Annotated in this window: 17 protein-coding genes, 1 tRNA gene and 1 pseudogene; 12 read left to right on the forward strand and 7 right to left on the reverse strand. The window is 61.8% G+C overall.

Annotation, left to right across the window (positions count from 1 at the left end):
• Position 1: 1 nt before the first annotated feature.
• From pgm to B586_RS22910, 4 genes are all read left to right on the forward strand, one after another.
• Positions 2-1,648 carry a phosphoglucomutase (alpha-D-glucose-1,6-bisphosphate-dependent) gene (pgm, locus tag B586_RS06200; protein ID WP_054880416.1) on the forward strand — a complete coding sequence of 549 codons (1,647 nt, stop codon included), beginning with the start codon at positions 2-4 and terminating at the stop codon, positions 1,646-1,648.
• Positions 1,649-1,714: 66 nt separating this feature from the next.
• Positions 1,715-1,787 (forward strand) — tRNA-Ala (locus tag B586_RS06205).
• 292 nt (positions 1,788-2,079) lie between these two features.
• The gene (locus B586_RS22905; RefSeq protein ID WP_236971360.1) at positions 2,080-2,571 is read left to right on the forward strand and encodes an AAA family ATPase; all 492 of its coding nucleotides are present in this window, start codon (positions 2,080-2,082) and stop codon (positions 2,569-2,571) included.
• A gap of 4 nt (positions 2,572-2,575) precedes the next feature.
• A complete protein-coding gene (locus tag B586_RS22910) occupies positions 2,576-3,349 on the forward strand; it encodes an ATP-binding protein (protein ID WP_236971361.1) in 774 nt (257 codons plus the stop codon).
• Between the two features lie 84 nt (positions 3,350-3,433).
• Here the strand turns inward: B586_RS22910 and B586_RS06215 are convergent, their stop codons facing one another.
• On the reverse strand, positions 3,434-4,099 hold the full coding sequence (locus B586_RS06215; protein ID WP_054880415.1) for a nucleotidyl transferase AbiEii/AbiGii toxin family protein: 666 nt from the start codon (positions 4,097-4,099) through the stop codon (positions 3,434-3,436).
• A gap of 554 nt (positions 4,100-4,653) precedes the next feature.
• Here B586_RS06215 and B586_RS21325 point away from each other — a divergent pair.
• Both B586_RS21325 and B586_RS22695 read left to right on the forward strand, forming a co-directional pair.
• Positions 4,654-4,770 (forward strand): annotated as a pseudogene (locus tag B586_RS21325) (DivIVA domain-containing protein); the annotation flags it as partial.
• A 9-nt stretch (positions 4,771-4,779) separates the two neighbouring features.
• Positions 4,780-5,232, forward strand: coding sequence for a DivIVA domain-containing protein (locus B586_RS22695; protein ID WP_414738689.1), 453 nt, complete (start codon positions 4,780-4,782; stop codon positions 5,230-5,232).
• Here the strand turns inward: B586_RS22695 and B586_RS06225 are convergent.
• Both B586_RS06225 and B586_RS06230 read right to left on the reverse strand, forming a co-directional pair.
• A complete protein-coding gene (locus B586_RS06225; protein WP_047313123.1) occupies positions 5,229-5,789 on the reverse strand; it encodes a TetR/AcrR family transcriptional regulator in 561 nt (186 codons plus the stop codon). The two genes, B586_RS22695 and B586_RS06225, sit on opposite strands and share 4 nt — an antisense overlap.
• Positions 5,786-6,109 carry a DMT family transporter gene (locus B586_RS06230; RefSeq protein WP_054880414.1) on the reverse strand — a complete coding sequence of 108 codons (324 nt, stop codon included), beginning with the start codon at positions 6,107-6,109 and terminating at the stop codon, positions 5,786-5,788. Before B586_RS06230 ends, B586_RS06225 begins: the two co-directional genes overlap by 4 nt.
• 265 nt (positions 6,110-6,374) lie before the next feature.
• Here B586_RS06230 and B586_RS06235 point away from each other — a divergent pair, with 265 nt between their 5' ends.
• Entirely contained in the window at positions 6,375-7,751 is a 1,377-nt protein-coding gene (locus B586_RS06235) for an L-serine ammonia-lyase (RefSeq protein ID WP_054881035.1), read from the forward strand.
• A 47-nt stretch (positions 7,752-7,798) separates the two neighbouring features.
• Here B586_RS06235 and B586_RS22505 read toward each other — a convergent pair whose 3' ends face one another.
• The 3 genes from B586_RS22505 to B586_RS06245 all read right to left on the reverse strand — a co-directional run bounded on the left by B586_RS22505 (position 7,799) and on the right by B586_RS06245 (position 10,595).
• Entirely contained in the window at positions 7,799-9,016 is a 1,218-nt protein-coding gene (locus tag B586_RS22505) for a PPE family protein (protein WP_082607540.1), read from the reverse strand.
• A complete protein-coding gene (locus B586_RS20785; protein WP_156406723.1) occupies positions 9,013-9,153 on the reverse strand; it encodes a hypothetical protein in 141 nt (46 codons plus the stop codon). Before B586_RS20785 ends, B586_RS22505 begins: the two co-directional genes overlap by 4 nt.
• Positions 9,154-9,386: 233 nt before the next feature.
• Entirely contained in the window at positions 9,387-10,595 is a 1,209-nt protein-coding gene (locus B586_RS06245) for a PPE family protein (RefSeq protein ID WP_082607541.1), read from the reverse strand.
• A 622-nt stretch (positions 10,596-11,217) separates the two neighbouring features.
• On the opposite strand from B586_RS06245, the gene B586_RS06250 reads away from it, so the two are divergent.
• Positions 11,218-11,484, forward strand: a complete 267-nt coding sequence (locus B586_RS06250; protein ID WP_156166210.1) for a hypothetical protein — start codon at positions 11,218-11,220, stop codon at positions 11,482-11,484.
• Positions 11,485-11,659: 175 nt separating this feature from the next.
• Positions 11,660-14,980 (forward strand): LuxR family transcriptional regulator, encoded by a 3,321-nt coding sequence (locus B586_RS06255; protein ID WP_054880410.1) that lies wholly within the window; start codon positions 11,660-11,662, stop codon positions 14,978-14,980.
• A 445-nt stretch (positions 14,981-15,425) separates the two neighbouring features.
• On the opposite strand, the gene B586_RS21345 is transcribed toward B586_RS06255, so the two are convergent.
• Positions 15,426-15,578, reverse strand: coding sequence for a hypothetical protein (locus B586_RS21345; RefSeq protein ID WP_168162510.1), 153 nt, complete (start codon positions 15,576-15,578; stop codon positions 15,426-15,428).
• A 622-nt stretch (positions 15,579-16,200) separates the two neighbouring features.
• On the opposite strand from B586_RS21345, the gene B586_RS06260 reads away from it, so the two are divergent.
• The 3 genes from B586_RS06260 to B586_RS22700 all read left to right on the forward strand — a co-directional run bounded on the left by B586_RS06260 (position 16,201) and on the right by B586_RS22700 (position 20,442).
• Positions 16,201-17,199 carry an EAL domain-containing protein gene (locus B586_RS06260; RefSeq protein WP_418001126.1) on the forward strand — a complete coding sequence of 333 codons (999 nt, stop codon included), beginning with the start codon at positions 16,201-16,203 and terminating at the stop codon, positions 17,197-17,199.
• Between the two features lie 1,454 nt (positions 17,200-18,653).
• A complete protein-coding gene (locus B586_RS06265) occupies positions 18,654-19,409 on the forward strand; it encodes a hypothetical protein (RefSeq protein ID WP_054880409.1) in 756 nt (251 codons plus the stop codon).
• A 649-nt stretch (positions 19,410-20,058) separates the two neighbouring features.
• Entirely contained in the window at positions 20,059-20,442 is a 384-nt protein-coding gene (locus B586_RS22700) for a cytochrome P450 (RefSeq protein ID WP_418001127.1), read from the forward strand.
• Positions 20,443-20,451: the final 9 nt, after the last annotated feature.

Raw genomic sequence — 20,451 nt, forward strand, 5'->3', positions numbered from 1 at the left:
CATGGTGGCCAACCCGCGCGCCGGCCAGCCGGCCCAGCCCGAGGACCTCGTCGATCTGCCGCATCTCGTCACCGCGTATTACACCATCGAACCCGACCCGGACAACATTGCACAGCAGGTGGTGTTCGGCACGTCGGGTCATCGCGGGTCGGCGTTGGGCGGGGCATTCAATGAGGCCCACATTCTGGCCATCACCCAGGCCATCGTCGAGTACCGCGCCGCGCACGGTGTCACCGGGCCGTTGTTCATCGGCCGCGACACGCACGGCTTGTCCGAGCCGGCATGGGTCTCGGCGTTGGAGGTTCTCGCCGCTAATCAGGTGGTGGCCGTGGTCGATTCCCGCGACCGCTACACGCCGACGCCGGCGATCAGTCACGCGATCCTGACCTACAACCGCGGTCGCACCGACGCGCTGGCCGACGGGATCGTCGTGACGCCGTCGCATAACCCGCCGCCGGACGGGGGCTTCAAGTACAACCCACCCAACGGGGGTCCGGCCGATACCGCTGCGACCAACGCAATCGCCAAGCGCGCCAACGAGATTCTGCGTGGCGGTGGTTCGGCGGTCAAGCGCACGCCACTAGCCCGCGCGCTGCAGACCGTCGTGCGCCACGACTATCTGGGCGGTTATGTCGACGACCTGCCCAATGTCGTCGACATCGCCGCGATCCGCGACGCCGGGGTCCGGATCGGTGCCGACCCGCTCGGCGGGGCCAGCGTCGACTACTGGGCCGAGATTGCGCAGCGGCATGGTCTGGACCTGACCGTGGTCAATCCGCTGGTCGACGCGACGTGGCGGTTCATGACGCTTGACCACGACGGCAACATCCGGATGGACTGCAGCTCGCCGGACGCGATGGCTGGGCTCATCCGAACGATGATCGCCAACCGGGACCATTACCAGATTGCCACCGGCAACGACGCCGACGCCGATCGCCACGGAATCGTGACCCCCGATGCGGGTTTGCTGAATCCGAACCATTATCTGGCGGTGGCCATCGACTACCTTTGCACGCACCGACCGTCCTGGCCGGCCAGCATCGCGGTCGGTAAGACCGTGGTCAGTTCCTCGATCATCGATCGGGTGGTCGCCGGCCTCGGCCGCGAGCTGGTCGAGGTGCCGGTCGGGTTCAAATGGTTCGTCGACGGTCTGGTCGGCGCCACGTTGGGCTTCGGCGGTGAGGAATCGGCGGGGGCGTCGTTCCTGCGGCGCGATGGATCGGTGTGGACCACCGACAAGGACGGCATCATCCTGGCGCTGTTGGCCTCCGAGATCCTGGCCGTCACCGGTGTGAGCCCCTCGCAGCGTTACCAGGAGCTGACCGCCAAGTACGGCACCCCGTCGTATGCCCGGCTCGACGCGCCCGCTGACCGTGATCAGAAAGCCCGGCTGGCCAAGTTGTCGGCGGACCAGGTGAGTGCCACCGAGTTGGCGGGCGAGCCGATCACCGCAAAGCTGACCGCTGCGCCGGGTAACGGTGCACCGCTGGGCGGCCTGAAGGTGACGACGGCCAACGCGTGGTTTGCCGCACGACCGTCCGGCACCGAGGACGTTTACAAGATCTACGCAGAGTCCTTCAACGGACCGCAGCATCTGGCCGAAGTGCAACAGACCGCCCGCGAGGTAGTCAATCAAGCTATCGGCTAAGGACCCTTGACCAGTGACTTTGAACGCTCCCTGACAGTGGTGTAACTTCGATGAGCACAACTTCTTGGGGCTATGGCGCAGCTGGTAGCGCACCACACTGGCAGTGTGGGGGTCAGGGGTTCGAGTCCCCTTAGCTCCACCCGCGGAAAATGCGCTCTTGCCTCGGTCGAAACGGGTCTGCGCGTTTGCTGTTAGAGTCGGACGGGTCGAATTTTGACGACAACCGTGGCCTCATTCACGAAAACAGCTGATTCGGGGTGTGCCCACATCCAGATTTTGGGACATGGTGCTGTACGGCCGGCCGGAAACGTGTGACGCCCAGCGTCGTCTTCATGCCGGAGGCTGAAGAACAGAGCGGTGGGAATGCTGATTGACTGATTCAGCCCGTGCTATTTGGCTGATTTAAACCCTGCTAATTGCATGATTACTCCATGCGGTACGTCAGACGTATTGTCGACGACGAACTGGACGAGCTGTTCGGACAGGTACCGGCGATCGCCATCGACGGCCCGAAGGCAGTGGGGAAGACGACCGCCGAGCAGCGAGTCGTCGGCCTGCTGAGACTCGATGCAAAGCCCAACCGTGAGGCGGTGCACGCCGATCCGGGTCTTCTGTTGACTCGGCCGCGGCCACTGCTCATTGACGAGTGGCAGAAGGTTCCCGAGGTGTGGGATGTCGTGCGGCGTGCTGTCGATGACGATCCGACTGGTGGCCAGTTTCTGCTCGCCGGGAGTGCTTCACCCCGCCACGGGGCGACGGCCCACTCCGGTGCGGGGCGTATTGGGCGGCTGCGGATGCGTCCCATGACCTTGTCGGAGCGGGGGATCGCGTCACCGACGGTCAGCCTTGGCGAATTGCTCGGTGGGAGAAGGCTCCCGCTTGACGGGGTGGCGGAGGTCCGGTTGGCCGATTACACACGATGAGATCGTGGCGTCTGGTTTTCCGGGTATGCGGTCTCTCGGTGCGCGGGCATTGAAGTTTCAGCTTGATTCGTACCTGCGTAACGCCGTTGATCGAGACGTGCCCGAGCAGGGGCTCGACGTTCGTAAGCCTGATGCCATGTTGGGGTGGTTGCGTGCATACGCGGCAGCCACCTCCACGACGGCCAGCTATACCGCAACACTCGACGCGGCCACAGCCGGTGTCAGTGACAAGCCGGCGCGTTCAACGACCATCGTGTACCGAGATGTGCTCTCTCAGCTATGGCTGCTTGACCCGGTGCCCGCTTGGGGTCCCGCGGCAAACCCGTTGGCGCGCTTGGCCCAATCGCCGAAGCATCACTTGGCCGATCCTGCGTTGGCGGCGCGTCTACTTGGCTTATCCGTGGATATGCTCCTCGGCGGTAAAGGCAGGCCGATCGAGCCTCAGGCTGGTGGCATGCTCGGGCATCTCTTCGAATCCTTGGTCACACTTTGCGTACGGGTTGCTGCGCAGGCTGCCGAGGCCACTGTCGGTCACCTCCGAACGCGCAACGGCGACCACGAAATAGATCTGGTGGTGGTGCGTGACGACGGCAAAGTGCTCGCCGTCGAGGTGAAACTCGCCGCAACAGTCGAAGATCGAGACACCGCGCACTTGCGCTGGTTGGCAGACCACCTCCGCGGGGACTTGCTCGACGCGATCATCATCAACACCGGGCCCAACGCCTACCGTCGCCCCGACGGCATCGGCGTGGTCCCGCTGGCGCTGCTGGGTCAGTAATGGGTCGAAACACGAACGGCGGCCGTCGTTTGCGATGAGTTGATACGTAATGCATACGGATACACGCGATGGGTTTTTGCTGGTCTATTGCGGCAGTTGCGCTCCGACGGCAATTTTGACGACAACCGTGACAACCCAAGGGTGCTGGGCGGAAGGCGGCTCGATACTTCGCTCCAGTGCGTACTCATCCCAGGGGGTCATTCCGTCGGGATCGGTTTCCCGCTTCGTGATTCGTGGTTCACGTGTGCGCCCGAAAAGACGCGAGTGCCGTCTCCACCTCGTGAAGGTCTCGTTCGCTGCATTTGGGCCCAGCGACACTCTGCGGTAGCGTGCGAGCTTCTCAGGTGCCAGGCTGAGTGCGTGTCGCGCCAGCTCTACCTTGGCGCTCAGCTGCGGGCGGCCAAACGGCTTGTCTACCAACAGGTCACCGCGTCGACCGTCGTCACCGAGATTTTCAATCGCGAAAATGAAGCCGTCGACCTCGACGCCGTCGAGAGCCTGCAAAGCGGCGAGCGCCACCTCTTCATCGGGCGCGGCGAAGTCGAGGTCGGTCGAGAAACGGCCAGCGTTGCCCGCTCTAAACTTTCGCAGCGCGGTGCCGCCCTTGAAAACCAGGCCGCGTGCGAAGAGCCCGGCGTGGTGAAGCAGATGCAACGCGTGATCCTGGGCAATGTCGAGAAGAGCGGCATCGCGTCCACCCCTGACGCCTTGATAGTGGCGCGTGAGGTGTCCCTCGGTAATCCGGGTCACGATCCGGTGCCCACGGTGAGGTATCGGTGCAGCAGAAGGTATGCGGCCCGCTGCGCCGCTGCACGCGGCCTAGTCTTCGGCAAGCCGATGACGGTATCGAGGTTCACGCGCGAGCCCGAGGAGGGATGCTGCCGTTTCCATGGCCAGCACGCCGCGCCAGTCGGGTCCACGGCACGCTGCGCGTGGAACTCGATAAAGCGATCACCAGAGCCTTAGGCGCCGCCCCGCGCTGCGGGGAGAAATTCCCAGGCTGATCTCGAACGGATCTGACTCGTCGCGAGGGTTACGCCGTGCGATCACCCTCTTACGAATGTCGACTAGTTCCTTGCCGGCGGTGTAGAAGCGCCCGCGCCGCTCACCGTGCGGGATGATAAGCCCGTCAAATTGGTCGCTGACGGTTTAGCAGTGAATGCGGCAACCGCTACGCTCATCCCGAGCGCTACCTGCGCCGCGACGACGACGATGATCAGTGGCTTGCGTACCGACCGATGCCGACCGGTATGGAGTCAACTGCGAATTCGTTCCGCTCCCGGGCCAGCTACAGGAGAAATCTCATGCCACTCACTCCGGAAGATATCCACAATGTGGCTTTCTCCAAGACATCCCGTGAAAAACGCAGTTATAACGTAAATGAGGTGGACGCGTTTCTCGACCTCGTTGAGGCAGCGTTGCGAGATCCGATGGGACGCACTTTTACTCTTACTCCAGAGCAGGTTCATAAGGTGGCATTCGCTAAACCATCTCGTGGTAAGCCGGGTTATAACGTGACTGAGGTGGACGCGTTTCTCGACGTCGTTGAGGCAGCGTTGCGAGATCCGATGGGACGCATTCTTACTGCTGAGCAGGTCAGTGATGCGGCGTTCGCTAAGCCACCCCGAGGAAAATTCGGTTATAACGAAGATGAGGTGGACGCGTTTCTCGACCTCGTTGAGACAGCGTTGCGATATCCGACGGGGCGGACTCTGACCCCAGAGGATGTTCGCAACGCGGCATTCTCTGATCCGCCCCGTGGAGAACGCGGCTATAACCGGGACGAGGTCGACGCATTTCTGAATCTGCTTGAAGAGGAGATACGACGTCGCGTAACAGGAATACCGCGCAACACGCAACCGGCGAGGCCCTGGAACCGCTAGGGACAGTCCGTGGCCAGTCTGGCGATGGCGTCGGTGAGCGCATCGATGCTGAGCGGGGTATCGCTGATCAGCGAGTTCAGCGTGGCGCCGTCGAGGAACACGGTGACCGCTTCCGCGGCCCGTCGTCCTATGCGTGGTTCGAGCAGCGCGACCAGGTCCTCATGCCACCGCCGCGCCAGGTGCTGCAATTCCGGCCGACGGGTCGCCGCGATGTACAACTCATTGAGTGTGCGGTGTCGGTCTCGGTCGGCCAGGTAATCGGCGGTGAGCTGGGCGAGTGCGGCGGGCAGCTCGGGCTTCGCCTCGAGTTCGCGATGCCACTGATCGAGATACGCGGCCGCGGTGGTCGCCGCGTGCGTGAGCGCGGCATCCTGCAGCGCTTCGAGATGGCTGAAGTAATAGGTGGTTGACCCGACCGGCACATCCGCCTCCGCGGCTACCCGGCGGTGGGTCAATTCGCCAAGGCCCTCCCGGGCAATCACGCGTCCAGCCGCCTCGACGATCGCCTGCCGGCGACCGGTGGGGTCGCGCGGCCGGCGATCCGGGGCGGCGGTCAATGGGCACCGGCCAGGTTCAACGTGACCACCCCGACGATAATCAGCAGGACGCCAACGACCTTCGCCACGGACACCGGTGAGTCGAGGAACAGCACGGCGATCAGCACGATAGCAGCCGTACCGATAGCCGACCACAACGCATAGGCGACGTCTGTCTGCATGCCGCGTGAGATCGACAGCGCCAGGAGTGCGAAGGCCACCGTGTAGCCGGCCAGACAAGCCAGGGTCGGCGCCAGCCGGGTGAAACCTTCGGTGCTCTTTAGCAGGGTAGTCGCAACCACCTCCGCGAGGATCGCGCAGAAGAGAAACAGATAAGCCACAACACCTCCCTAGTGTACAAATGTACATGTACAAATGTACATGATAAGACCGGGGCTTACTGGAACGGACAGCTTGTCGATGCCATGATGGCGCCGATGGTTGGCTAGGCTGCGGATCGCGCAGTGCCGCTACCGGTACGACATCGGCCTGACCAATACCATGTCCACCACCAGCGGTGGCCAGACGCGGCGGGGGTCGCCGATAAGCGCTGGCCAAGATGTGGGGGATGATGGCTGCTCGACCCGAGACATCCGAGGATTCATCATGACCATCAGCGTGTTCGATCTGTTCACGATCGGGATTGGGCCGTCCAGCTCACACACGGTCGGTCCAATGCGCGCCGCGGCACGTTTCGTCGAGGGCCTAGCTGCCAACGGTTTGCTCGCGGACGTCTGCGACATCCGTGTTGAGTTGTTCGGCTCGCTGGCGGCAACGGGGGCTGGCCACGGCACCATGTCGGCCATCCTTTTTGGGCTTGAGGGGGAGCATCCGGAGAGGCTCGATGCCGACGACATGGCGGCCCGATTGGCCTGCATGCGCGCCGCCGGGACAATCTGTCTGGGTGGATTGACCATGATCAAGTTCACCGAAGCCGACATCGTGCTGTGCCCGCAGACGGTGCTGGACCGGCATCCCAACGCCATGACGATCACTGCGATCGCCCGTGACGGAACCAAGCTGGCCGCCGAGACCTATTACTCGGTCGGTGGCGGATTCGTCGTGGCGCACGGCGATCCACCCGATAGCGCCGAACGGACCACCGGTGGGGTGTCCTTTGGCTCGGCGGGCGAACTGCTCGAACTGGCTACCACCCGCGGAATGTCGATCTGCGAGCTAATGGCCGAGCACGAGCAGAGCCTGCGGCCCGCGCAGGAGGTACGTGCCGGCCTGCTGAACATCCGTGACGTCATGACGCAATGCGTTGCGCGTGGCATCACTCAGGACGGCTACCTTCCCGGTGGGCTGAAAGTGCGTCGCCGCGCACACTCCTGGCACGAGCGGCTGCTCGCCGAGGATCCGAATCGTGATCCGGCGTTCGCCGAGGACTGGGTGAATCTGGTCGCGTTGGCAGTCAATGAGGAGAATGCCGCGGGCGGAAGAGTGGTCACCGCTCCGACTAACGGCGCGGCGGGCATCATCCCCGCCGTTTTGTATTACGCGCAGCATTACTGTCCCGCCGGACGGGCAGATCCGGACGATACGAGCGTGCGGTTCCTGTTAACCGCGGGGGCAATCGGTTCGCTGTACAAGGAGCTTGCGTCCATCTCCGGCGCAGAGGTCGGTTGCCAGGGCGAGGTGGGGTCGGCGGCTTCTATGGCCGCTGCGGGTCTGGCTGAAATCCTCGGTGGCACACCGGCTCAGGTCGAGAACGCGGCTGAGATTGCGATGGAACACAGCCTTGGTCTGACGTGCGACCCGATCGCCGGTCTGGTCCAGATTCCGTGCATCGAACGCAACGCCATCTCGGCCGGCAAAGCGATCAATGCCGCTCGGATGGCCATGCGTGGCGACGGTACCCACCGGGTGAGCCTCGACGAAGTGATCGCCACCATGAGGGCAACCGGCCGGGACATGAGTTCTAAGTACAAGGAGACCGCCGAGGGCGGACTCGCCATCGCCGTCAACGTCGTCGAATGCTGACCGGGCGGCGCGGGAAGTTCAATCGTCGGTGGCAACCGACACAGCTATCAACTCGGGGCACCGACCAAACCCACCTCCCACGTCGCCGGTAGCAGCGGCACCTGTGGGCTGCCATTGAACCCGCCGTCCAACGTGGCTAGCCCCGAAGCGCCAGCAGCGGTCGGCGAGGGTGCGGTGCCGGCAAACCCCACCATCTCAGCACCCTGATCTGCGACTGCCACCGCTGACACGACATGACTTGGTGGTACATGAAAGTTGGTTGACGCCTCGTTGTTGTTCGACGTGGTCAAGTCATTGGCGGTGGTCGTGTTCACAAAATCTGCTTCCACCTGCGATAGGTAACTGACACCGCCCGGGATCTCAACTCCCAGTGGCAGCGACACCCCACTCGACACCGCAGTAGCCGGGGCAACCCCGGCAACCTCGGCAACCTCGGCGACGCCGCCAACCCCCGCGGTCACACCCGCAATAACGGCGGCAAGCAGAACCCCTGGGGTTTGGACCAACTCTCCGATCCAGCCGACTAGCCCCTCGAGAAACCATACGACCTCGAAACCCCAGTCTTCATACATCTCCTCCACGGATACCTCGATCGCGTACACGATTGGCCTGAATACGTCCCGGATCAGGCATAGCGCTCCCAGAAGCAGCTCCCAGATGACGTCGCCTACGACAGCGCCGTCCGCCCCGATATCGTTGGCCGCGCCCACACCGGGGTGGACTATCGGTGGCGCGGATGTAATGGGCGGGACTGCGAGCAACGCCGCGGTAGTGACTGTCTGGTAGACCTGCATCGTGGTGGCGGCCTGGTCCCACATCCGCTCATAGTCGGCCTCATTAGCCGCAATCGGAATCGTGTTGATCCCAAAGAAATTCGTACTCACCAGCGCTGTATGCGCGACGTGATTGGCCGCCAACTCACCTACTGTCGGCATCGTCGCCAATGCGGTCACATAGGCCGTTGCCGCGACCTCATGCTGGTCCGCCGCTTCTGCGAAATCGGCGGCGGTCTGCTCCAGCCACGCCTGATGCGGCAGATGCGCATCCACATAGCGTTCAGCGCTGGGACCCTGCCACGCTTCACTCTGCACCCCAGTTAGCACAGCACCGAGTTCCTCTGCTGCCAATGCGTATTGGTTCCCCAACGAACGCCGCGCCTCAGCCGCCGCCAGCAGCGGGCCCACCCCCGGTCCCTTGCGCAATAACGTCGAAGGCACCTCCGGCGGAAAGGCACGCCAAACGTAACCCCCACCCGGCCCCGTCACGCCAAACCCACATACGACGACGCCACCACGGCCACCGCCGTAGTCACCGGCGTCGCACCAGCCTGCGCAGCCGAAAGCCGAGCCGTCAGCGCATCCACCGCAGCACTGACTGTCGCCGATCCTTCCGAACTGCACACACCGAAATATCAGCTCCTTCGCCCGGCAAACTAGCCACCCGATTTACGTATATATGGCGGTAATAGATACCGGGGAACATGATCGTAGTCAAACGCGGCTACCGGATCGTGTCGGCAGTTTTGCTGGACGTCACCTCTGGCGGCTTCGCACTTGGTCGCGGGCAAACACGGCCAACGTGTGGACTCATGAGTGGCCGCCATCGGCCGCCAAGCTCACGGCCGCCACGGTGGTCTCAACCGCTAGACACGCTCACTTCCCACGTCGCCGGTAGCAGCGGTACCTGTGGGCTGCCACTGAACCCGCTGTCCAACGTGACCAGCCCCCAAGCGCCTGCAGCGGTCGGCGAGGGTGCGGTGCCGGCAAACCCGACCATCCCAGCGCCGTGATCTGAGAGCGCCACCGCCGGCACGACATTACTTGGTGGCACGTGAAATTTGGTCGACACGTCGTCGTTGTCCGACGTGGTCAAGCCATCGGCGGTGTTCTTGTCCGTAGAATCTTTGTCCGTCTGCGATATGTAGTTGACATCGGCTGGTATCCCAAGCCCCAGTGGTAGCGGCAACCCAGTCGACAACGCAGTCGTTGCGGCAACCCCGTCGACCAAGCCAACCCCTCCGATCAAAACGGCACTACTGGCAGCAACCAGGGCCGTCAAGGTTTCGACTAAGCCGCCGAACATGTCGATTAGGCCCGCGACCAACCACAGGATCGCGAAGAACAACAGGTTTACCAACGCTTGTACCAGGTAACCCATCATTAGCCCGATTATGCGCACGATCTGTACGAACAGGTACCAGGTCGCGACGAGTAATCCCCAGATGTCGCCGATTACTGCAATAACGCCGTCCTGGGCCGCGATCGCCCCTACATTGTTGGCCGCAGCCACGCCTAGTTGGACTATCGGTGGTGCGGGTGCGATGGGCGGGACTGTGAGCAACGCCGCGGTAGCGACTGTCTCGTAGACCTCCATCGTGGTGGCGGCCTGAGTCCACATCCGCTCGTAGTCGGCCTCATTAGCCGCGATCGGAATCGTGTTGGCCCCAAAGAAATTCGTACTCGCCAGCGCTGCATGTGTTGCGTGATTGGCTGCCAGCTCACCCACTGTCGGCATCGTCTCCAGCGCGCTCATATAGGCCGTTGCCACGACCTCATGCTGGGCCGCCGCTTCCGCGCTATCGACGCTGGTCTGAGTCAGCCACGCCTGATACGGCAGATGAGCAGCCAGATAGCGTTCAGCGCTGCGACCCCGCCATGCTTCACTCTGCACCCCAGTCAGGGCGGCGCCGAGTTCTTCTGCTGCCGATGCGTATTGGGTGCTCAGCGAACGCTGCGCCTCAGCGGCTGTCAGCAGCGGGTCTGCCCCAGGCCCCGTGCTCAGTAGCGCCGAAGACTCCTCTGGCGGTACAGCAGCCCAAACGTAACCCCCACCCGGTGTTGTCACGCCAGACCCGCATACGACGACGCCGTCACGGAATCACCGGCGGTACGGCTGACACGGGACTCAACCACGCCCATGCCGACCCCCCTTACGGCCAAGCTACTCGCCTCCTTCGGCGCCACCGTCGTAATCGCCTGCCCCGCAATAGCGTAGGCAGCCGCTAACCGATCCGTCTGGGCCGGCCGACGCGCCGGCGCTGAGTGTAGCGACTGCGGCGGCGGCCGAGACGGACTGCCACCCCGGCGCGTTACAAGCGCGTTACAGCTGCCTGCTGTACCCACCAATGAACGACTCGCGTTCGCCGTCGACTAGTGCTCCCGGCCAGGTCAGCGCCCATTCTGAGGGTTGGTCATGCCCGTTGACTCTACGTATCGGGGCTAGACCAAATACGTAGCTGCGCCGATGTAGTTGGACTCGTGTCGCACGAAGCTTACGAGGGTGGTTGTGGAGATTACCAAAACCGCCGTTGGCAACGCCGCCTCGGCACCGGCATTCGACTACTAAACCCCGTTGCAGCTGATTGCGGCGTGCGGAATTCAGGGTCGAACACCATGCAGCGACTGTCGTAGCTGATGTGCGCTGGTCGTGGTACGGCAGCAAGGAAAGGTTGGACATGATGGTCACCGTGACTTTGAGCAACGGGCGGGTCATCAGGTTGGAAACAGATGACACCGAGCATGAAGCGTCCGGGTCGTATGCCATCGATGACGGTGGCGTGCTGATGATTGAGTCTAGGCAGGTCAAGAGCACCGGAGAAATCGTGGTCACGCGCCAGCGTTACAGCCCGGCCGCTTGGCAGTGCGTCGAACATGACCACGCCATCGGGTACTCGGACGTGCCGCCTTGGACCGCCGGGGTGATCGGCTCTGGGGTCTTGAGTGGGCAAAGGTGATGGCGCCCACGGTGAGGTGTCGGCTCGCCGCAGGCTACCGAGCCTGCCGGCTTGCGAGATGTCAACAGGTTGATCGATCGAGAATCGGTTTCTCTCCAAATATTTGGCGCAGACTGTGCATTTCGTCGGAACAAGACCGCGGCTAACATGCACGGCCGAATGTTTGCCGGCAGACATGTATTCTTTGGGCGAGATGCAGAAACCCGTACCCGTTGGCGCCGATTATTTAGCTTCAAGTCTGGTGGCGCGGCTAAGATCGACCGACGTGCCGACGGACCTCCATCGCGGTTGCACGGTGACGTTGCTTCTGGTTGACGTCGAGGGCTTGACAGAGCTGTCAGAAACACAACCCGATGAGGCAGCGGACGTAATGACACGCCTGGACTGCGCGGTGTCCGAAGCTGTCGCGGCCCATGGCGGGGTGCAACAGGTTGTCCAAGGGGCACGAGGCAACTTTCTCGCGGCGTTCGCTCGTGCTAGCGACGCCGCAGCTTGCGCCGTAGACCTGCAGCTGGCCCCGCTGGTACCAGTGCGGCTGCGCATCGCCCTGCACACCGGTGAGGTTCAGATATCCAACGACGATGCCAATAATGTGGTTCTCACGATGGTCCAGGCTGCAGGGTTGCTCGACCTGGCATACGGGGGACAGACGGTGTTGTCCTCTACCACAGGTGATCTCGTCATTGACGGGCTCCCCGCTGATACCTGGCTAGTTGATCTTGGCAGTCACCTATTGCGGGATCTGGCTCGGCCGATACGTGTCATGCAGTTGTGTCACCGTAATCTGCGCAGAAACCTTCCCGAGCTAAGTACCCGGACCGTCCTTGGCGGACAAAGTCTTCCGACGCCGCTCACCACTTTTGTGGGCCGCACCGCGCAGATCAAAGAGGTGCAAGAGCTGCTGACCGAAAAACGGTTGTTGACGCTGGTCGGTGCAGGGGGAGTAGGCAAAACGCGGCTCGCGTTACAGGTCGTCGACAGAGTCGCAGACGAGTTTGGCGGCGAGCTGTCGTACTTCGACCTAGCGCCGGTCACCGATCACGACATCGCCCCGATTGCGGTGGTAGACGACCTGCGTCGGTGCGTCGGTGACCGTCGCATGCTGGTGGTGTTGGACAACTGCGAGCACCTCCTCGAGGTGTGCGCGGAGGTGATGACCACGCTCTTGGGCGCTTGCCCGTCGTTGACGATTTTGGCGACCAGTCGCGAGCCGATCGGGGTGGCCGGCGAAGTTACCTGGCGGGTTTCGATGCTGTCGCCGGCCGACGAGGCGGTCGAACTATTCACAGACCGCGCTGCCCTGGTACAACCCGGTTTCAGCATTACCGATGACAACCGTCAGATCGTGACCAAGATCTGTCAGCGCCTCGACGGCATGCCGTTGGCGATCGAGCTTGCCGCCGCACGGATACGCACGCTATCGCTAACCGAGATAGCCGATGGTTTGGATGACCGGTTTCGGCTGCTGACTGGTGGTGCGCGCACCGCGGTGCGACGCCAACAGACGCTCCGTGCCTCGATGGATTGGTCGTATGCGTTGCTGACCGAAAGCGAGCGGGTCTTGTTTCGCCGCTTGTCGGTAATTTCGGGGACATTCGACCTCACGGTGGCCCACGCGGTCGGGCACGATGATCTTGATGAGCCTGATCAGGTTTTCGATCGGCTGACCCTGCTCATAGACAAGTCGCTGGTGACGGTCGAAGGCAGACAGGGTAGCTCGCGGTACCGGTTGCTTGAAACGGCGCGCCAGTACGCGATGGAGAAACTCCAAGAGTCTAACGAGGTCGACCTTGTGCGTACTCGTCACCGCGATCACTACATGGCGCTTGGGGCCCTGCTGGATGCTCCGGGAGACACCGACCACGAGCAGCTTGTTGAGCAAGTTGAGACCGAGCTTGACAATCTGCGTAGCGCATTCGCATGGAGCCGCGAAACCGGCGATATCGCTGGCGCACTGCAACTCGCCTCCTCACTTCAGCCGATCTGGTTTGGGCGCGGCCACATGTATGAGGGGTTGGCCTGGTTCGACTCGATCCTCGAACACAAAAACGTCGATCGCCTTGCTGCGCCCAAAGAGGTCTTAGCGCGGGCGGTTGCCAACAAGGTTGTGCTCCACGCCATGCTGGCCAGCAGTCCAGCAGACGGCGGTGACATTGTCGCTCTAGCTCAACAAGCCCTGACTATGGCACGCAAGATAGGTGACCCTGCCGTTTTGGCTCGGGTGCTTACTGCCTGCGGTTTCAGCGGTGGCTACGACGCAGAGGTGGCTCGGCCTTACTTCGCCGAGGCGGTTGAGCTCGCGCGAACGCACGAAGATAAGTGGACACTGAGCCAAATTCAGCTTTGGGGAGTTGTTGGATTCTGCGTGTCAGGTGACCCGGTTGCTTTGCGCGCAGCGGCGGAAGCGGCCGACGATCTCGCTCAAGAAATCGGGGACCGGTTCGTCTCGCGACAGTGCCGCTTGCTGCTCTCCATTGCACAGTTATGGCAGGGTGATGTAGACGGAGCGATCGCGCGATCGGGTGAAGTTGCTGCCGGTGCTGAAGCGGCCAACGATGCAGTGACGAGAGCTTTGGGTCTGTACGCCCAAACTCGGGCCCTGGTGCATCGCGATGTCAGCGTGGCGCTGGCCACGGCCGGCATGGCCGTCGAAGCCGCAGCGGAATTAAGTGGCATATATCGCGGCATTGGTTATGCGGCAATGGTTTTCGCGGCGTTAGCCATGGGCGATGTCGCCGCGGCTGGCGAGGCCAGCGAGGCATGCCGGCCGCACCTTGGTGCTGACCACGGCCTGGCAGCGATACACCTCGAACTCATGGCGGCGGTCGCTTTGGCAAGAGGCGATGTCATCACGGCGCGACGCCTCGCCGACGAGGGTGTTGCTGCGACGGCTGGGTGGCATCAAATGGCGGCCTTGACAACGCGTGCGCGCGTCGCGATAGCGCAGGGTGAACCAGAACTGGCACGAGCTGATATCCATGCCGCGCTTGCGTGCGGTGCAGATATCCAGGCGTCTCTGGGCATATCGGACAGCATGGAATTGTTAGCGGAGCTGATCAGCAAGGGTGGCAACCATCGTCAAGCCGGGCGTCTTTTCGGTGCGGCGTCCGCGCTACGTGAGAAGATAGGTGAGGTCCGCTTCAAAGTCTGGGACGCTGGCTATGAGGCTGCAGTGGCGGCGCTTCGTGGTGCGATGGGCCGCAAGGACTTTGACTCCGCCTGGGCCGAGGGAGCCGCTATGTCCCTCGAGGACGCGATCACCTACGCGCAGCGCGGGCGTGGCAACCGTAAACGACCGGCCACCGGCTGGGAATCTCTAACTCCTGCCGAGCACAATGTAGTACGGCTCGTCAGCGAGGGGTTAGACACCAAAGACATCGCGTCACGGCTTTTCGTCTCCGTGCGCACCGTGCATACTCACCTCACCCGCATCTACTCCAAACTTGGCCTTACCTCCCGTGTCCAACTCGTGCAAGAAGCTGCGCGCCACAACTAGGCCGAAGTTAATCCGGGTTTTGGGGTGGATTCGTGGTGTGATCTGGGACGATAGGTGATTGTTGCCGATCTTTGTAGACAGAAGTGCCTAGCATGAATATCGGAACATGAGCGGGGCGCCACTACAAGCGCCTGTAGGGTGCTTCGGTTGACGGCCTCGCCATGGCCCACGTGCGATCATTGCTCCTCAGGAGCCCTGTAGCCAGAACGATGCACCGCAAAAGCCCAGGTAAAACCCTAAAAATCGCTATCTAGGCAGCAAGTAACTTCGGACTAGGCTGCGGTGTTCTCGACGGCGGCTATGGGCAGGCCCAAATGTGTGCTGCCAGAGCAGCATTGGCTGATCGGGGCCGTTGAAAAGGGCCCGGTGTGTTTATCCGAACGGCCTGGAGCGCGGACATAACAGCCCGCCGGCGATGGCTCCCGCTGACGTGCCGATGACGCAACTAGTGCTGTAGCACCGGCTGGTCGGCGGTTGCGGCCATATGCTCAGACAATCGCAGCAGCTCAAACTCGCCTACCCCGTGCGGGAGGTTGTAGGCCAGCTTGCGCAACTTGATAGCGCAGTCGCGCAGTTCCTGTCGAAGCTGTGTCCCCATCGTGCATTCGTCATGGCTCAATGGTGCTGAAATAGTTGGTGGCATCAGCAGCGTCCGTTCCGCGGGTCAATCGTGGGCATGCTAGCCATCATTTGCCATCGTCGAGCAATAAGCATCAGCGCATCTGCGTACATCCGGCATTGATACCGCGTAGATTTTGCAGCGCCCACCGCGGCACTGGGTTGCCGTGGCGTGCTCCTCGGGTCGAAATCCGAAGAGCACGTCAGAGCAAGTCGTTACCCGAATCGTTAAGTGTATCAACAATTTTCGGCTAGGCGCACGATATTGACCCTGTGTGTGGCGGACGAATTCGGCAACAGGGGCGGCGGGGTTTGACCTGCCGAAGGTCAAATCGACTGAGGCCAGTCTCGTGCATGGGGCAGCGATCGTCGGTCGCAGTCACCCGATTCCCGGGTCGGTTTTCTGCTGCTAACCGGCACAGCCTGCGCCTTCGTCTTCGTGGCTCGGGTGTCGAGGTGGGCAGCCGTGAGTCGTTTACGCGGCACAGTGGAAAGTTGTACGTAATATTACTGACGATCTTCATCGCGCAGCATCGCTAGAGTTTGTGGCTGGCTGGGCATCGTCGCCCAACCCACGTTAATGAGGGAAATGAACTGGCGTGATGTCGGCATCGGAAGTCGCGGGTCGCGACGATTCGGACGGCGTATCTGCGGATGCGCTGCGGTACGCCGACGTTGAGTGCCTGTCGACGTTACGTACAGACGGCGCCATGCGGAGCGGGTCGCTGCCGGATCGGTTTAGTGATAGGCCGGCTGGTAAGGATGGCAGCGGCGACGCGAAAGACCGAAGCAGTGGATGGTCTTACGGTGATCCCGATTGCGAGCAGGGCAGCGCCCGTGACGGCCTATTGCAGGTGATGCCCGCTGCGCTGGATCGCGGGGAGTTTTTCCTCGTCTACCAGCCGATTGTCCGGCTTAACGACAAACGCTTCATCGGCGTCGAGGCGCTACTGCGCTGGGCGCACCCGACGCTGGGCACCCTGCTCCCGGCGCGATTCATCGGCCTCGCCGAGCGAAACGGCATGATCGTGCCGCTCACTGCCTTCGTGATTGAGCAGGCCTGCCGACACATTCGCAACTGGCGTGACGACAGCACCAACCCACGACCATTCGTCAGCGTCAACGTCTCGGCCCGCAACGTCCAGGATCCTGGGTTTCTCCCGATGGTCGAGCGGGTGCTCGGCGACACCGGCCTACCTGCCCACGCGTTGCAGCTCGAACTTACCGAGAACGCGAGCCTGAGCATAGATGAGGCATCGATCACCAGGCTGCAGGAACTGTCCGCCATCGGTGTGGGTATTGCGATCGATGACTTCGGCACCGGATTCTCTAGCCTCGCTTATTTGCGTAACCTGCCCGTCGACATGGTCAAACTCGCCGGCGAGTTCATCGAGAACCTCGGCGGCGACATCCACGGTCGGCTGGCTGATGAACAGATCACCCGAGCAATGATTGATCTCGCCTTCAAGCTTGGGATCACTGTCTGCGCAAAGCGAGTCGAAACGCCCGGTCAAGCCGCCCGGTTGCGTGACTTCGGTTGCGACGCCGCCCAAGGCTGGCACTTTGCGAAGGCGCTACCGGCCGACTTCTTCACCGAGTAGTGGGTCGGCGTAGTGGGCATAGATTTGTGGTGGCTTGCGGCCAGCAAACCGCGGCGCGTGTCAATTGGTTATAGCGGTGAGCGAGGTCCCCCATCGATCGGGGTTACCCCATCGACGAGGCCAAATTCAACCGTCACAAACCTTGAGTAATGCTGCGAGCAAAGCTCCTAGGTCTGTAAATGACACCCGGCGGGGCGGTGCGTAGAGGGGACCGCATCTCCCCGCCGGGGAACCACCGAAATTTCGGGTAGCTCTGATGAGGGCCGCGGTGCTGCCCTGGTTCGGGAAGGTACGCGCATGGTCGCCGTAGTTCCGCGATGGTGCTCGACTTCGACACATACTGGCGCGGGGGAGGTGCCGCGTCTCGTGGGTGTGGGTGCCCAGGTCGCCACCGCTGACCACGGTCCTGCTGCGCTTTGGTTTTATCGGTTGTCCCGCAAGCGTTTTCGGCCTGGCCCCCTGGAGCGCTTCCTTGGCGCCGGGTTGGGTTTGGGGGCATCCATCACTCGGTTTGCCAGCTCAGTGGCAAGGCAGGGCCAAGACCTGCACCGAGTGAGACCTGCGGGTTGGATAACACCACTTACAGTTCGCTTCCGCAAGACAAGCTGTGTCTCTTGTTAGAGATTGAAGTGCGCGACGATAGCCGTAACGAATTGGTCGCGCTGACCGATACCTATTGCGAGTCGACCGAGCCGAAGGTTGGATGTGCTGTGTGAAATCGTTGCCGCGGGATAACCGCACCTGTGCTGGCAATCGGTTCCGGTGGGCTTGGGTGCTGGGTTGCGTTGCGGTAAATGCTGTCCCGTACCTGTGACGCATCGGCAAGGCAATGTCCTTGTTGCGCTTATGAAGTTCAGCGCCCCCTATTTGCATTGGCCGCTCTCAAGCTGACCTACGGCTACGGGCCAAGGTAACCAACGGTTCCGGCTCATGCGCCCGCCAGGATTTGGTCAGTCGGCGCCCTATTCTTCAAAGGCAATTCTGGTCCAACGACCGGTCGCTATCGCGCCTATAGCACCGATTAAATCAACCAATGGAGGTCGCGCCTAAACAACCCATTAACTGGTTCTGACAATATCTCGAGCAACGTTGCGCGAATCGCGCCTGCCGGCGCAAACCCGTCGAAATAACGATCGACGGCATCAGTACCAACCGGGGTCAGGCACGACCGATCCGTTACCACGGATTATATAGTTTTGCCTATTCGTGCACGCGAGAGTCGTGGACTCAGATGTCGAAAGACAACATATCTGCGCAGCACGCGCAATACGCCGCAAAATGCGGAGATTGTGCGCAGTATGCGCAACACGATTCGATAGCAGTTCGAATCATGTCATAAAAACGACTGGCTGGATATCGCCAGAGGTTGCGGCGGGTCCTACTGGACCACGCTATTTGCCGCATATGCAATAACGCTCTGTGTAACCGATTGACACTCAACAGATTGGAGAATCATGACCACCGCTCAACCTTATGCTGTCGCGACGCAAGAGTTGCGTCTTCGGGAAAACCTCAGTGTGTGGGTTCCCGACGCACAATGCCGGCTTGTGGTATCGCAGCCGGCGCTTGATCGCACGTTGTGGGATGAATACCTTGACGGCGCGTTTCGCGCCTACAGCAAACACGGAGTTCAGTGTACCCTAGATCCTAATGCTAGTGGTGGTAATGATACACGCTTATTTTTCGCCGCGGTAAATATGCAAGGACGGGTGGTCGGAGGTGCGCGCGTGATTGGTCCGCTGGGGTCCGCCGAGGATTCGCATGCGGTGGTTGAGTGGGCAGGTAGTCCCGGACTGCCCGCGGTGCGCAAGATGATCAATGATCGTGTGCCGTTTGGGGCCGTGGAGCTGAAGACCGCGTGGGTTGAAAGCGGATCTGATCGCCGTGATCCGATTGCTGCGGCTTTGGCGCGTGCCATACCTTTAAGCATGCCCCTGTTAGATATTCAGTTCGTTATGGGGACCGCGGCAGCCCATGCACTGGGCCGTTGGTGTTCTTCAGGGGCAGTAATCGCAGAGGAAATCTCGGCTGTGGCATACCCGGATGAACGCTACCGAACAATGATGTACTGGTGGGACCGCCGTACATTAGCTAACTATGCTGAGCCGAAGCAATGGTCAAGAATGCTTATCGAGTCGCGCAAGCTTATGCGCCATGCGGACGCGCTGAGCGTAACTACCGCAGCAGCCCCGGGAACCGGTTCTTTGTGACGGATGACCACGACGATTGTCTCGTACCCCGCCCGTGCATAATGCGCTTCGAGTAGAGCATGGCGGTGCGTAACTGATGTGGAAGGCGAAACATGGTGCAGAAGAAGCGGATTGCGTTGTTACCGTTGGCTCCAAAGAATCCACTGCCTTATCGCCAGCGCGCTCGCGCGGTGCGATCATTTCATACCGGCATCGACCAACTTTGCGAAGCCGGTGGTCCGATCACTCGAGTTACGTTCGAGCCGAAATGGTTAATGCCTCCGGTGGTAGCGACATCCCCGGAGGCCATTCACGATATCCTTACCAACAAAGACGGTTCGGTCGACAAAACGAGCCGGTTGTTATCCGAATTTCGCCGGGTGCTTGGGGCGAACTTGTTTGATCTGCCGAACGAGGCGTGGTTACCGCGCAGGCGAACACTGCCGCCGATTTTCACCGAGCAGAAGATCGCGGCGTTCGGTGGGCACGTGACTGAGGCCGCCGAGTCGGTTGTGGCGGCGTGGAGTGCGTTGTGGCAGCTTGGCCGGCACGCTGCTATTCAGGACCGTGTCGCCGCCGAGGTGGCCATGCTGCCCGATCGGAAATTGACTCCCGATGATGTGGCGGCGCTGCCTGACACGGTGCAGGTGCTATATGAGGCTTTGCGGTTGTGCCTGCGACCTCGACGTCGCGGATGGTTACCCGCGACGTCGAGGCCGCAGGCTACCGGATCGAGGCCGGCACCATGCTGCTCTTCGGACGCCTTGCCGTGCAACGAGATCCGGCGTTGCGGGAAAAGTCGTTGGTGTTTGATCCGGACCGGTTCGGCCCGGCGAACGCGAAGGGTCGCAACCGATGGCAATACGTGCCGTTCGGCGCTGGGCCCAGGGCGTGCATCAGGGATCATTTCGCGATGCTCGAAGTTATCCTGGGGCTGGCTACCTTCATCCGCCGAGCTAGAGTGCACTCGTTGGTCGACGGTTTCCCACTGGCGGCACCGTTCACCGTGGTTGCCGGCGCCCCGATTTGGGCCCGCATTCACCGGCGCGGGTGATTGGAGGCC

It is taken from the genome of Mycobacterium haemophilum DSM 44634, assembly GCF_000340435.2.
Taxonomy (GTDB): Bacteria; Actinomycetota; Actinomycetes; order Mycobacteriales; family Mycobacteriaceae; genus Mycobacterium; species Mycobacterium haemophilum.